Genomic DNA, 13,210 nt, shown 5'->3' with positions numbered 1-13,210 from the left:
AGCCGCCCAGTATCCGTCACAGTGCACCATGCAAGGTCATCGGGGCCATTGCGGACCGGTCGGGACACAGCCGGGCAGATTGACAGCTCCCCCGGACGGGGTCACGTTGAGTGCATGCGCATCGGGCTCATCGGAACGGGCCGGATCGGCTCCTTCCACGCGGCGGCACTGGCCCGCCAGGCGGACGCGGGCTCGCTCCTGCTCGCCGACACGGACCCCGCACGGGCGGCACGCCTCGCCGACCGGCTCGGGGCCACCGCCGCGCCCTCGGTCGAGAACATCTTCACCTGGGGCGTGGACGCACTGGTGGTGGCCTGCGCCACCGAGGGGCACGCGGAACTCGTCGTACGGGCGGTACGCGCCGGGCTGCCGGTGTTCTGCGAGAAGCCGGTCGCTCCGGACCTGGACCGCTCCCTGGCCGTGCTGCGCGAGGTGGCGGCGGTCGGCGGGGTGCTCCAGCTGGGGTTCATGCGCCGCTTCGACGCGGGCTACGCGACGGCGCGCGAGCTGGTCCGCTCCGGCGCGCTGGGCCGGCTGCACACCGTACGGACCACGACCGCGGACTCCTCGCCGCCGAGCGCCGAGTACCTCGCGACCTCGGGCGGGCTCTTCCGGGACTGCCTGGTGCACGACTTCGACATGGTCCGCTGGGTGACCGGGCACGAGGTGGTCGAGGTGTACGCGACCGGGTCGGACGCGGGGCCGCCGCGGTTCCGCGAGGTCGGGGACATCGACACCGGCGCCGCCGTCCTCACCCTCGACGACGGGACGCTGGTCTCCAGTACCGGTACCCGGTGCAACGGCGCCGGGTACGACGTGCGGATGGAGCTGGCCGGGGAGCTGGACCAGGTCTCCACCGGGCTGGACGACCGTACGCCGATCGCCTCGACCGAACCGCAGGGCCCGCCCCCGGCGACCAAGCCCTGGACCGGGTTCCTGGAGCGCTTCACCCCGGCCTACGAGGCGGAGCTGGCGGCCTTCGTCCAGCTGGTGCGCGGCGACGGGCCCAATCCCTGCGACGGCTCGGAGGCGCTCGCCGCGCTGCGGGTGGCGGAGGCCTGCGAGCGCTCGCGCCGGGAACGGCGCCGGGTCACGCTGGAGGAGCTTCCGGATCTGTGAGGCCTGTGGGTCCCGGGCGGCTTGTGGGTCCCGGGAGGGCTGGGCGGCCCCTGCGCCTCCCGGCATGCCCGCACCCGCTCCCGCACCCACTCCCGCCCCCGCCCCCGCCCCGCTACCAGCGCACCGGATGCCGGGTCGTCCCGCGGACCAGGGTCCCGGGCGCCCATTCGAGGACGGCCGGCTCCTCCTGGAGGTCCGGGAAGCGTTCCAGCAGCGACCGGATCGCGATGCGACCCTCCATTCGGCCCAGCGGGGCCGCGACACAGTGGTGGATGCCGTGTCCGAAGGCGATGTGCCCGCCGCGGCCCGGGCGGCGGATGTCGAAGGCGTCGGGGTCCTCGAAGCGGGCGGGGTCCCGGTCCGCCGCGGCGAGGCAGACCAGGACGGGCGAACCCGCCTCGATGAAGGTGCCGCCGATCTCCAGGTCCGAGCTGGCGTAGCGGAAGGTGGCCGTCTCCACCGGGCCGTCGTAGCGCAGGGCCTCCTCCACGGCGCCGTCGATCAGCCCGTCCGGATCGGCGCGCAGGGCGGCGAGCTGCTCCGGGTGGGTGAGGAGGGCCCGGATCCCGTTGGAGATCAGGTGCACGGTGGTCTCGTGCCCGCCGACCATCATCAGGAAGGCCATCGCGACCAGCTCCTGCCGGGAGAGCCGGTCCCCGTCGTCCCCCCGGCTGGTGACCCAGTCGCTGAGCAGGTCCTCGCCCGGGTCCGCCGTCCTGGCGTCGACGAGGTCGGCCATGTAGGCGGTCATGGTGCGCACGGCCGCGTTCTCGGACTCCAGCCCGGTGGGCGAGACGATCTGGGTGATCCAGTCGCGGAAGACGCCCCGGTCGGCCTCGGGGACCCCGAGGAGTTCGCAGATCACGGTCATGGGCAGGGGCAGGGCGAAGGACTCGATCAGGTCCGCGCGCCGCTCGGGCAGTGCCTGCATCCCGTCGAGGAGCCCGTCGACGATCTCCTGGATGCGGCCCCGCAGGCCCTCGATGCGGGAGGGGGCGAAGGAACGGGCGACCAGCCGGCGCAGCCGGGTGTGGTGGGGCGGGTCGGCGCGCATCATGTTCGCGCTGGCCTCGGTCCGTTCCCGGTCGGCGTAGAGCCCGGACGTCAGCCAGTTCTTGGACACCTCGGGGTGGGTGAGGGCCTGACGGGCCTCCTGGTGACCGACGATCAGCCAGACTTCCTGACCGTCCGCCGCCTTCACGCGGTGGACGGGCCCGTCCTCGCGCAGGCGCGCGTAATGCGGGTACGGGTTCTCGTTGAAGTCTTCGGCGATCGTACTGAGGTCCAGGACTGGCATGCGGTCACCCTAGACCGGGAGTTGACCTGGGGCTGAGCTGCTTTCGGCCATTCGTTCAGCCAGCAGCGCGCCGCCCCCAGGCGGTACCCGCGAGTACCAGCGCGGCCCCCGCGAGGCCGGCCGTACCGAGGTGTTCGCCGCCGATGGCGATGCCCGCGGCGGCGGCCCAGAGGGGTTCGGTGCCGAGCAGCAGGCTGACCCGGGAGGGCGAGGTGCGGCGTACCGCCCACATCTGCACGAAGAAGGCGAAGAGGGTGCAGAAGACGGACAGGAAGGCGAGTCCGGCCCACTCGGCCGCCCCGAAGTCGGCGGCGGCCGCCCAGGGGCTCGCTCCGGTGCCGGGCAGCAGAGCCAGTACGGCGAACACCGCGACCGCGCTGCCCAGTTGCACGGTGGTCAGCGACAGGGAGTCCGCCTCCTGCACCGCCTTGATCCGGGCCATGAGCAGGACGTGCAGCGTCCGCGCGAGCGCGGCGGCCAGGATGAGCAGGTCGCCGGAGCTCGGAGCGGTGAGGCCGGCCCCCTGGGTGAGCAGGACGACCCCGCCGACGGAGACGGCCGCGGCACCGAGGAAGGCCGCCGAGGGGGTCTTGCGCCGGACGGCGGACTCGGCGAGCGGGGTGAAGATCATGGTCAGGCTGATGATGAGCCCGGCGTTGGTCGCGGAGGTGTGGACCACCCCGTAGGTCTCCAGCAGGAAGATCCCGCCGAGTACGAGTCCCAGGACTCCGGCGCCGCGCAGTTGGGCGGCGGTGAGGGCGCGCAGGCGGCGGTGGCCGGCGACGGCGAGTACGGGCAGGACCAGTGCGAAGCGCAGGACGAGCACCGCGATGACGGTGTGCGAGGTGGTGACGCCCTTGGCGGCGAGGTAGCTGCCGCCCCAGACGACGGCGACGAGCAGGACCGGCAGGTCCGCGAGCCAGGCCCCGCGACGGGTGGGGGCGGGCACGGACACGGGGGCGGCGACGGTGGACACCGGGTCTCCAACGGCAGGATGCGGGTGGAGGCTTCGGCGGCTCGCACGGGGCGGCTCACGCTACCGGAGCATGATCGGCCCGGTCGAGTGCTTAAACCCGCTTCCCTGCCGCCCCCTCCCGTTTCCCGCCGCCCCCCTTCCCGCCGCCGGTCCCCCGGTCAGAAGCTGCCGAACGTGGCGCGGCCCTTCGGGCGGTAGGTGTGGATGGCGGTGCCCCCCGGGGTGGTGCGGGAGGCCGTCAGATCGAAGGCCGTCGGCAGCCCGCCCGTCGAGAACAGCCGGCGGCCGGCCCCCAGGAATACGGGGAAGACCAGCAGGTTCAGCTCGTCCACCAGGTCCCGCGCCAGCAGCCACTGCGCCAGCACGCCGCTGCCGTGCACCTGCAGCTCCCCGTCCACGGTGTCCTTGATCCGCACGATCTCGCTCTGCGGGTGTTCCCCGTCGATCACGGTGGCGGGACCCCAGGCGGCCTCCTTCAGCGTGGTCGATGCCACGTACTTCGGGAGGCGGTTGAGCTTGCCGGCGACCGGGTCGGCGGGGTCGTCGTGGTGCGGCCAGTACGAGGCGAAGATCTCGTAGGTCCGACGTCCGAGCAGGAAGGCCTCCGTCCGCTCGAAGACCTCGGCGATGAACTCCCCCACGCCCTCGTCGGCGAGCGGCACGAGCCAGCCGCCGTACTCGAACCCGCCGCTGGGGTCCTCCCCCGGTGCCCCGGGGGCCTGCATCACTCCGTCGAGGGTCAGGAAGGTGGTGAGGGTCAGCTTTCCCATGGCTTCGCGCTCCTTGGTGGAGGTACGTCCGCTGTCTACAGGTTCAGACTTCCCGGCCGCCCGGAACTCATCGATCCGGCGCGCGCGAACGCGAGGTCCGATTCCTGCCAGCGCGCCGACCCAGGCCCCGATTTCATTGAACTCGAAACCATCTGGCGAACAAGACACACGACGCACAAGGGAGACGCCCATGAACGGCACAGTGGCGCTGGTGACCGGCGGCAGCAGGGGCATCGGGGCGGCCTGCGCGCTGCGGCTGGCGCGGGAGGGCGCGGATGTCGCGATCACCTTCGTCGACGACGCGGCGGCCGCCGCGTCGGTGACCGGCCGGATCGAGGCCCTCGGGCGACGCGCCCTGGCCGTACGGGCCGACGCGGGCGGGGCCGCGGACGCGGTCGCGGCGGTGGAGGAGACCGTGCGCGGGCTCGGGCGCATCGACGTCCTGGTGAACAACGCCGGGGTGGGCGTGCTCGGCCCGCTCGAAGGACTGGCCCTCGCGGACGTGGACCGGGTCCTCGCGGTCAATGTCCGGGGCGCGTTCCTGAGCGCCCAGGCGGCGGCCGGCCGGATGGACCGGGGCGGGCGGATCATCACCATCGGCAGCTGCATGACCCAGCGGGTCCCGGGCCCGGGCGGCACCCTGTACGCGATGAGCAAGGCCGCGCTGACCGGCCTGACCAAGGCCCTGTCCCGGGAGCTCGGCGAGCGCGGGATCACCGCGAACCTCGTCCACCCGGGCCCGGTGGACACCGACATGAACCCGGCGGGCGGCCCCTACGCCGCCCCGCAGTCCGCGCTGACGGCCCTGGGCCGCTTCGGCACCCCGGCGGAGGTGGCCGCGATGGTGTCCTTCCTCGCGGGCCCGGACGCCGCGTACGTCACGGGCGCCGAGTTCGCGGTGGACGGCGGCCACGCGGCGTAGCCGGCCCGTCGACCCGCGCGCCCCCGGCCCCGGCTGTCGGGGGGTCAGACCAGCCAGCGGCCGTCCTTCATCAGGTCGCGGCCCGCGATCTCGTCGGCCTCGCGCCAGGCCTGGATCCACACCGGCGCGACCCGGAAGTACGGGTAGGGCGTCTGGAGGGTGCTCGGGTCGAAGCCGGAGTGGGCCGCGAAGGCCTCGATCTCGCCGGGTGCCAGTTCCGCCGCCTCCAGCCGGGTCGCGGCGCCCTCCACGAGGACCACGTCGCGGGTCAGGCCGAAGGCGAGCCGCACCCGTCCGCCGGCGGCGAGGTTGCGTCCGGTGGGCAGGGTCCGCCCGGTGGACATCAGGAAAGTCTCGCCGTCCCACCGGAAGGAGAGGGGGACGAGGCACGGGACCCCCTCGGCGTCCGCCGTGGCCACCCAGACGTCGATGTCGTTCTCGAACCGCGACAGCGCGTCCGCGCGGCGCTGTTCCTTCGTGCGCGGTGCTCCGGTGGTCATGGTCCGTCCGCCTCCCCTGCCGTGTGCCCGTGTGCCGTGCCCGCAGGCTAGCGGGCGGGCCGCCGGCTCCCGCGGGCGGGAACGCCGCGGGGGCGCGCCGGCAACCGGTGCGCCCCCGCGGGGTGGTGGGCATGCCCCGGGGGTGTCGGCCCCCGGGGCGGTCACGAAGGTGGCGTCAGCCGCCCAGCTCCTGGTGACGGGCGGTGTGCGCGGCGGTGCCGGACTCCGTCAGCGCGCCGAAGAGGCGCAGGCGGGAGAAGCCGCCGTCCGGGAAGATGTCGATCCGCACGTGGGTGCCGACCGCCGGGGCGTCGAGCACGAACCGGTGGTTGGTGTCGGGCTGCAGGCGGGTGCGCGGCAGGAACTCCGTCCACTCGCCCTCCTCGCCCGTCTTGATCGACAGCGAGGCCCAGCCGGCCGAGTTGCCCTTGAGGTACGCGGTGTCGATCTCGACGGCGCGGATCTCGGACTCGGCGACGAGCTGGTAGCGGATCCAGTCGTTGCCGTTGTCACGGCGGCGCGCGGTCTCCCAGCCGTCGTCCATCTTGCGGGAGCGGCCCGGGTTGATGGTGTTGGTCGGCGGGGAGTAGAAGCGGTTGGAGGCGTCCTGGACGGAGCCGCCGTTCTCCAGCGCCACCACGTCGAAGGAGCCCAGCGCCGCGAGCCACTTCGGGTCGGGCACGACCTCGCCGTAGACGCGCAGGCGGGCGATGCCGCCGTCGGGGTGCTGGTTGACGCGCAGGTGCGTGAAGCGCTGCTCGACGGTGACCTCGAAGCCGTTGGCCGCGTGGCCGCCGACCGGGGTGCGGGCGACGACGGTCGTCCACTTGATGTCGTCGCCCTGGAGCTCCGCCGGGGTCGGCGCGAGGGCGCCTTCCCAGTTGGTCGCCTCGACGGAGACGGCCTGCGGCATGTTGCCGCGGAAGTGGGCGGTGTCGACCACGATGCCGCGGATGACGCCGGGGGCGCCCAGGCGCACGAGCGCCCAGTCGTGGTCCTCGGCGGTCGGCCAGGGCTGGGTGGCGGAGATGCCGCGGCGGCGGCGGGTCTCCCAGCCGTCCATGACCTTGCCCTTGTGGCCGAAGTCCTCGGGGTCGAAGTGCGCGGCCTCGGAGATCAGCAGGTTCTCGCGCTGGGCGAAGAACTCGTCGTTGGCCTCGATGACGCCGGCGCCCAGCTCACGGGCGGCGAGGTTCGCGTACTGGGTGAACGGGAAGTCCGCGGTGCGGTAGTCCGCGTACGGGTCGCCGCCCCCGTACGGGTTCGCGTTACCGGTGAAGGAAGGAATCGCCACAGTCAGTTCTGCCTTTCGAGGAGTCGGCCGGTGGGCTCGGACGGGGTGCCGTGGTCGGCGATCTGCGTACCGCGCAGCCAGGTGGACTTCACGACGCCGTGCAGGGTCTTGCCCGCGTACGCCGTGACCTGGTTGCGGTGGTGGAGGTGGGCCGGGTCCACGGTGAACGTTTCTTCAGGGGCCAGGACGGCGAAGTCGGCGTCGCGGCCGGCCTCGATCGCGCCCTTCCGCGCCAGGCCGGCGAGGGCGGCCGGGGCGGCGGACATCCAGCGGACGACGTCCTCCAGGGTGCGGCCGCGCTTCCTCGCCTCGGTCCAGATGGCCGGCAGGCCCAGCTGGAGGGAGGAGATGCCGCCCCAAGCGGTGGCGAAGTCGCCGGTCTTCAGGTCCGCGGTGGACGGGGAGTGGTCGGAGACGATGCAGTCGATCGTGCCGTCGGCGAGCGCGTCCCACAGGAGGTCCTGGTTGGCGGACTCGCGGATGGGCGGGCAGCACTTGAACTCGGTTGCGCCGTCCGGGACTTCCTCGGCCGTGAGGGTGAGGAAGTGCGGGCAGGACTCGACCGTGATCTGCACGCCCTCGGCCTTGGCGGCGGCGATCAGCGGCAGCGCGTCGGAGGACGACAGGTGCAGTACGTGAACGCGCGCGTTCAACCGCTTCGCCTGGTCGATCAGGTTCTGGATCGCGGTGTTCTCGGCGTCCTTGGGGCGGGAGGCCAGGAAGTCTGCGTACTTGGGGCCCGGGTTCTGCGGCGCGGACTCCAGGTGGTGCGGGTCCTCGGCGTGCACGATCATCAGGCCGCCGAAGCCGGTGATCTCGGCGAGCGAGGAGGCCAACTGCTCCTGGTCGAGCTCCGGGAACTCCTCGACGCCGGAGGGCGACAGGAAGCACTTGAAGCCGAAGACGCCGGCGTCGTGCAGCGGGCGCAGGTCCTTGACGTTGTCGGGCAGCGCACCGCCCCAGAAGCCGATGTCCACGTGCGCCTTGGTCCGCGCGACCTCCTGCTTGACCACCAGGTTGGCGGTCGTGGTGGTCGGCGGCAGCGAGTTCAGCGGCATGTCGAGGATGGTGGTGATGCCACCGGCCGCGGCGGCGCGGGTGGCCGTCCAGAAGCCTTCCCACTCGGTACGGCCGGGGTCGTTCACGTGGACGTGGGTGTCGACCAGGCCGGGGAGGAGCACGTCGTCGCCGAAGTCCTCCAGCCGGGCCCCGGCCGGTACCTCGGCCTCGTACGGCAGCACGGCCGCGATCTTCCCGCCGGCGACGGCCACCGAAGCGGCACGCGTCCCCTCGGGGGTGATGACGCGCGTCGAGCGCAGTACCAGTTCCACAGCCAGGTCGGACACCGGAACCTCCCCATCTACTTCCACAGAGCGAAATTCAACGTTCTGTTGACGGAGTCTTCACGTCGATGCGGAACCAGTCAAGAGCGCCCGGACGGACCACTGACGGGCCCGTATCGCAATTGGATGTTTCCACAGGATGGAATTAAGATTTCACTATGCAGAATGTAGCTACCACCACCAGGGACTGCGCGGGTAACTTCCCGAGGATGTCCGCCACCAGGACAAACCGCCTCTGACCGGCGAGGACGGCAGTGACCCGGCCCTAGGGCCGACGCCGACCGACCGGTAGGCTGCTTTCTTGCCTGCCAGCACCGAAAGGACCGCGCCGTGCCGACGTCCAGCGCCAGCACCACCGACGACTCCACCAAGCCCGCCGCCGCCAGCGGTGGCGTCCAGTCCCTTGAGCGCGCCTTCGATCTGCTCGAACGCATGGCCGACGCGGGAGGCGAAGTCGGCCTCAGTGAGCTCTCCGCCGCCAGCGGACTGCCGCTGCCCACCATCCATCGCCTCATGCGCACCCTCGTGGCGTGCGGCTACGTCCGGCAGCAGCCCAACCGACGGTACTCCCTCGGGCCCCGGCTGATCCGCCTCGGCGAGTCCGCGTCGCGGCTGCTGGGCACCTGGGCGCGCCCCTACCTCGCCCGGCTCGTCGAGGAGACCGGCGAGACCGCGAACATGGCCCTGCTCGACGGCGACGAGATCGTCTACGTCGCCCAGGTGCCGTCCAAGCACTCCATGCGCATGTTCACCGAGGTCGGCCGCCGCGTCCTGCCGCACTCCACCGGCGTGGGCAAGGCGCTGCTCGCCTACACCCCCGCCGACGAGGTACGGGCCCTGCTCGCGCGCACCGGGATGCCGGCCGCGACCGAGAAGACCATCACCACGCCCGAGGGCTTCCTGGACGCCCTGGAGCACGTCCGCAAGGTGGGCTACGCCGTCGACGACAACGAGCAGGAGATAGGAGTCCGCTGCCTCGCGGTCTCCGTCCCGAACTCGCCGACCGCCGCCGCGATCTCCATCTCCGGCCCGGCCGGCCGGGTCACCGAAGCGGTGGCCGAGTCCTTCGTGCCGATCCTCCAGGGCGTCGCGGCCGAGCTGTCCGTGGCCCTGCAGAGCCAGAACCCGGCGTAGGACCTGGCCGGGCGGTAGACCCGCGCGAGAGCCCGGCGCCCCCTCCGGAGGGGGCGCCGGGCTCTCGCGCGTTCCCCTCCGCAAGGCCTGCTCGGAGGGTCCCGCCGGTCAGGCCGCCGGGGCGGGCTCCGCGCCCTGCGCGAGGCGGCCGTCCGTCATCGTCGCCGTACGGTCCATGCGGTCCAGGTGGGCGTGGTCGTGGGTGACCAGCACGGTGGCGGTGGAGCGCTCCCGGGTCAGGGTGACCAGCAGGTCCAGGACCGCCGCGCCGCGCTCGTGGTCGAGCGCGCTGGTGGGCTCGTCGACCAGCAGCACCGCGGGCTCGTTCATCAGGGCGCGGGCGATGTTGATCCGCTGGCGCTGCCCCCCGGAGAGCTCGTGCGGCCGCTTGCCCGCCTTGTCGGCCAGGCCCACGGCGTCCAGCAGCTCCAGGGCACGCCCGCGCACGGCCCGCGCGGGGCGGCCGGACAGGTGCGCCATGACCTGGAGCTGCTCGGCCGCGGTGAGCGAGGCCAGCAGGTTCGGCTGCTGGAAGACGATGCCGATCCTCTCCCGGCGCAGGGCCGACTTCTCGGCCGCGCCGAGCTGCGAGGTGTCCTGCCCCGCCACGACGACCCGCCCCGAATCGGGCGTGACGAGGGTCGCGGCGACCGCGAGCAGGCTGGACTTGCCGGAGCCCGAGGGGCCGATGACGGCCGTCAGGGTGCCGGCCGGCACCTCCAGGCGGACCTCGTCGAGCGCGGTGAGGCGGCCGTCGCCGTCCGGGTAGGTGAGCGTGACGTCGTGGACGAGCAGGGTCATCGGGCGCTCCCGAGAGCGGTCAGGGGGTCTACGGCGGTGATCCGCCGGATGGACAGGGCGGCGCCCAGCGCACCGAGCGCGATCATCACCAGGGACGGGACCAGCACGGTCGCGGCTTCGAGCACGAAGGGCACGGCGCCGCCGCTGATCAGGGCGCCGAAACCGGCGGCGAGCGCGGTGCCGGCCCCGGTGCCGAGCGCCAGCATCACCACGGCCTGCCCCAGCGCGTCCTTCAGGAGGTACGGGGTGGAGGCACCCAGCGCCTTCAGCACGGCGATGTCCCCGCTGCGCTGGATGGTCCACACCGTGAAGAAGGCCCCTATGACCAGGGCGGAGATGGCGAAGAGGAACCCGCGCATCAGCTGCAGCGAGCCGTTCTCGGAGGTGTAGGAGCCGATCGCGCCGAGGGCCCCGTCGATCGTCTGCGCCTGGGTGGCGGTGGCCTTGCCACCGGCCGCCCAGTCGACGCCGTCCTTGCCGTCCAGGGCCACAACGGTGGCGAGGGTGGCGAGGGAGGTGCCGGGGTTACCGACGCGCTGCCAGTCGTTGAGGTCCATCCAGACGACCGGGGTGTGGCTGTAGGCGGCGGTGCCGGAGACCGCGGCCACGACCATCTCGACCTGGCCGATCCTGATCCTGGCACCCGGGGTGAGGCCGCCGAGCTCCTCGGCCGCCTTCTCGGTCAGGACCACCTGCCCCTGCGTGAGGCCGCTCCCCCGGGGCGCGAGCGTGCCCGCCGGGTCCACGCCGAAGACGGACACGGCCGCCGTGCGCTCACCGGAGACGGCGTTGGTGGTGCGGATGCCCAGCGGCTGTGCCGAGGTCACCCCCGGCCGCTCGCGCCAGGCCAGCCAGGCCTTCTCGGGCACCTGGGAGTTGGTGAAGGAGACCTTCTGGTCCCCGGCGGGCGCGGCGAACGCGAGACGGGTGGTGGCGGGCAGGCCGGTGATGGCCGAGATGTTCTCCCGGGCCAGGCCCGCAGTGAGCCCGGACAGCAGGCCGACCAGCAATGTGATCAGCAGTACGACCGAACCCATCAGGGCGAAGCGGCCCTTGGCGAACCGTAGATCTCTCCATGCGACGAACATGTTCCCCACCTTGGTCTTCCGCGTGGACACAAGGCATCGCGCCACGGTAGCGATCCTCGTGCCGAAGGACGCACGGACACATCAATCCTTTGGTTGACCGGGGCCGCCCGACCCGGACTTACGCTGGTCGGGACATGACTGCTCCCCCCGCTCCGGCACCCGGCGGCCGCGCCCTCACTCCCGTCTCCCGCGTCCTGCGGCTGTGCCTGCACGCGCTGCTCTTCGGGCTCCTCGCGCTCGCCGCCGGGCGGGCCGTCACCGACTCCCCACCGCAGGCCCGCTGGGTGGTGGCCGCCTGCGCGGTGCTGGCCGCCGTGTACCTGGCGGGTGTACTGGCCCCCGTGGTGCACCGCTCGGCGCGCGCCGGGGCGGTGTGGCTGGCCGGGCTGGGCGCGGCCTGGGCGGCGCTGCTCGTGGTCTCCCCCGACGGGCTGTGGATCGCGTTCCCGCTCTACTTCCTGGAGCTGCACCTGCTGCGGCTGCGCTGGGGGGTGACGGCCGTCGCGGTGACGGCCTGCGCCGCGATCGGCGGCTTCCTCGCGCACAGCGGCGCGGTGACCCCGGGGGCCTTCCTCGGGCCGCTGCTGGGCGGGGCCGTGGCGGTGGCGACCGTACTGGGCTACCAGGCGCTGTACCGGGAGAGCGAGCGGCGGCGCGAGCTGATCGAGGAGCTCATCACGACCCGGGCCGAGTTGGCCGCCGCCGAGCGGGGCGCCGGGATCCTCGCGGAGCGGGAGAGGCTCGCCCGGGAGATCCACGACACCCTGGCGCAGGGCCTGTCCTCCATCCAGCTGCTGCTGCGCGCCGCCGAGCGCGGCCTGCCCGCGGACTCGGCGGCCCTCGCGCACATCGGCCGGGCCCGGGAGGCGGCCCAGGAGAACCTCGCCGAGGCACGGCGCTTCGTACGGGCCCTCACGCCTCCGGACCTGGAGCACGGGTCGCTCCCGGCCGCGCTGGAACGGCTCTGCTCGGGGGCGCCGGGCCCCCGGGTCCGGTTCTCCCTGAGCGGTACCCCGCGCCCCCTGCCCACGCCCTACGAGGTGGCGCTGCTGCGGATCGCACAGTCGGCGCTGGCCAACGTGGTGCGGCACGCGCGGGCCGGGCGCGCCGAGATCACGCTGACCTTCATGGACAGCTCCGTGACGCTGGACATCGTCGACGACGGCCTGGGCTTCGACCCCTCCTCCGCCCCCTCCGGCGAGGGCGGTTTCGGCCTGCCGGCGATGCGCTCGCGGGCCGAGACCCTCAGCGGCCTGTTCACCGTCGAGTCCTCCCCCGGCCAGGGCACCGCCGTGGCCGTCACCCTGCCCTTGCCCGCGGAGGCACTGTCATGACGATCCGGCTGCTCCTCGCCGACGACCACCCCGTGGTCCGGGCCGGGCTGCGCGCGGTGCTGGACACCGAGCCGGACTTCGCGGTGGTGGCGGAGGCCGCGACGGCGGAGCAGGCGGTGGAACTGGCCGGCCGCGCCGACGTCGACGTGGTCCTGATGGACCTCCAGTTCGGCCCCGGCCCGGGCATGCACGGTTCGGCGGCCACGGCCCTGATCACGGCCCGGCCCTCGGCTCCCCGGGTCCTGGTCCTGACCACGTACGACACGGACGCGGACATCCTGGCGGCGGTGGAGGCCGGAGCCTCGGGCTACCTCCTCAAGGACGCCCCGCCGGAGGAACTGGCGGCGGCGGTCCGCACGGCGGCGGCGGGCCAGTCGGCGCTGGCCCCGGCGGTGGCGCTGCGCCTGATGGACCGCATGCGGACCCCTGCGGAGGCGTTGACCAAGCGGGAGCTGGAGGTCCTGCAGCTGGTCGCGGACGGCCTGTCGAACCAGCAGATCTCCAAACAGCTCTTCCTCAGCCAGGCCACGGTCAAATCCCACCTGGTCCACATCTACGCGAAGCTGGGCGTCGACTCCCGCACCTCCGCGGTCGCGGCAGCCGCCACCCGCCGTCTGATCCGCACGCCGTAG

The 13,210-nt window shown here is 73.1% G+C and carries 13 protein-coding genes; 5 read left to right on the top strand and 8 right to left on the bottom strand.

Annotated features, from left to right (window positions below; genetic code table 11):
• The first annotated feature begins 114 nt into the window (after positions 1 to 114).
• Positions 115 to 1,119 carry a Gfo/Idh/MocA family protein gene (locus OG389_RS29975; protein WP_328301575.1) on the top strand — a complete coding sequence of 335 codons (1,005 nt, stop codon included), beginning with the start codon at positions 115 to 117 and terminating at the stop codon, positions 1,117 to 1,119.
• 112 nt (positions 1,120 to 1,231) lie between these two features.
• Here the strand turns inward: OG389_RS29975 and OG389_RS29970 are convergent, their stop codons facing one another.
• The 3 genes from OG389_RS29970 to OG389_RS29960 all read right to left on the bottom strand — a co-directional run bounded on the left by OG389_RS29970 (position 1,232) and on the right by OG389_RS29960 (position 4,162).
• Complete coding sequence (locus OG389_RS29970) at positions 1,232 to 2,416, bottom strand: cytochrome P450 family protein (protein WP_328301574.1); 1,185 nt, start codon at positions 2,414 to 2,416, stop codon at positions 1,232 to 1,234.
• 55 nt (positions 2,417 to 2,471) lie between these two features.
• A complete protein-coding gene (locus OG389_RS29965) occupies positions 2,472 to 3,392 on the bottom strand; it encodes a DMT family transporter (protein WP_328301573.1) in 921 nt (306 codons plus the stop codon).
• Positions 3,393 to 3,550: 158 nt separating this feature from the next.
• Positions 3,551 to 4,162 carry a dihydrofolate reductase family protein gene (locus OG389_RS29960; protein WP_328301572.1) on the bottom strand — a complete coding sequence of 204 codons (612 nt, stop codon included), beginning with the start codon at positions 4,160 to 4,162 and terminating at the stop codon, positions 3,551 to 3,553.
• A 190-nt stretch (positions 4,163 to 4,352) separates the two neighbouring features.
• On the opposite strand from OG389_RS29960, the gene OG389_RS29955 reads away from it, so the two are divergent.
• Positions 4,353 to 5,084: an SDR family oxidoreductase gene (locus OG389_RS29955; RefSeq protein ID WP_328301571.1), complete on the top strand. Its 732-nt coding sequence runs from the start codon at positions 4,353 to 4,355 to the stop codon at positions 5,082 to 5,084.
• A 44-nt stretch (positions 5,085 to 5,128) separates the two neighbouring features.
• Here OG389_RS29955 and OG389_RS29950 read toward each other — a convergent pair whose 3' ends face one another.
• The 3 genes from OG389_RS29950 to allB form a co-directional block, all read right to left on the bottom strand.
• On the bottom strand, positions 5,129 to 5,584 hold the full coding sequence (locus tag OG389_RS29950) for a pyridoxamine 5'-phosphate oxidase family protein (RefSeq protein WP_328301570.1): 456 nt from the start codon (positions 5,582 to 5,584) through the stop codon (positions 5,129 to 5,131).
• A 175-nt stretch (positions 5,585 to 5,759) separates the two neighbouring features.
• On the bottom strand, positions 5,760 to 6,878 hold the full coding sequence (gene alc, locus OG389_RS29945; protein WP_328301569.1) for an allantoicase: 1,119 nt from the start codon (positions 6,876 to 6,878) through the stop codon (positions 5,760 to 5,762).
• Between the two features lie 2 nt (positions 6,879 to 6,880).
• Complete coding sequence (allB, locus tag OG389_RS29940) at positions 6,881 to 8,215, bottom strand: allantoinase AllB (RefSeq protein ID WP_443059473.1); 1,335 nt, start codon at positions 8,213 to 8,215, stop codon at positions 6,881 to 6,883.
• A 336-nt stretch (positions 8,216 to 8,551) separates the two neighbouring features.
• On the opposite strand from allB, the gene OG389_RS29935 reads away from it, so the two are divergent.
• A complete protein-coding gene (locus tag OG389_RS29935) occupies positions 8,552 to 9,355 on the top strand; it encodes an IclR family transcriptional regulator (protein ID WP_328301567.1) in 804 nt (267 codons plus the stop codon).
• 108 nt (positions 9,356 to 9,463) lie between these two features.
• Here OG389_RS29935 and OG389_RS29930 read toward each other — a convergent pair whose 3' ends face one another.
• Both OG389_RS29930 and OG389_RS29925 read right to left on the bottom strand, forming a co-directional pair.
• Positions 9,464 to 10,156 (bottom strand): ABC transporter ATP-binding protein, encoded by a 693-nt coding sequence (locus tag OG389_RS29930; RefSeq protein WP_328301566.1) that lies wholly within the window; start codon positions 10,154 to 10,156, stop codon positions 9,464 to 9,466.
• The gene (locus tag OG389_RS29925; RefSeq protein ID WP_328301565.1) at positions 10,153 to 11,244 is read right to left on the bottom strand and encodes an ABC transporter permease; all 1,092 of its coding nucleotides are present in this window, start codon (positions 11,242 to 11,244) and stop codon (positions 10,153 to 10,155) included. Before OG389_RS29925 ends, OG389_RS29930 begins: the two co-directional genes overlap by 4 nt.
• A 134-nt stretch (positions 11,245 to 11,378) precedes the next feature.
• Here OG389_RS29925 and OG389_RS29920 point away from each other — a divergent pair, with 134 nt between their 5' ends.
• Entirely contained in the window at positions 11,379 to 12,578 is a 1,200-nt protein-coding gene (locus tag OG389_RS29920; RefSeq protein ID WP_328301564.1) for a sensor histidine kinase, read from the top strand.
• Positions 12,575 to 13,210, top strand: a complete 636-nt coding sequence (locus OG389_RS29915) for a response regulator transcription factor (protein ID WP_328301563.1) — start codon at positions 12,575 to 12,577, stop codon at positions 13,208 to 13,210. Before OG389_RS29920 ends, OG389_RS29915 begins: the two co-directional genes overlap by 4 nt.

This window comes from Streptomyces sp. NBC_00435 (genome assembly GCF_036014235.1).
In the GTDB taxonomy this organism is placed as follows: Bacteria; Actinomycetota; Actinomycetes; order Streptomycetales; family Streptomycetaceae; genus Streptomyces.
Note: the sequence above shows the minus strand (reverse complement) of the source record. Positions and strands in the feature narration are given on the sequence as shown.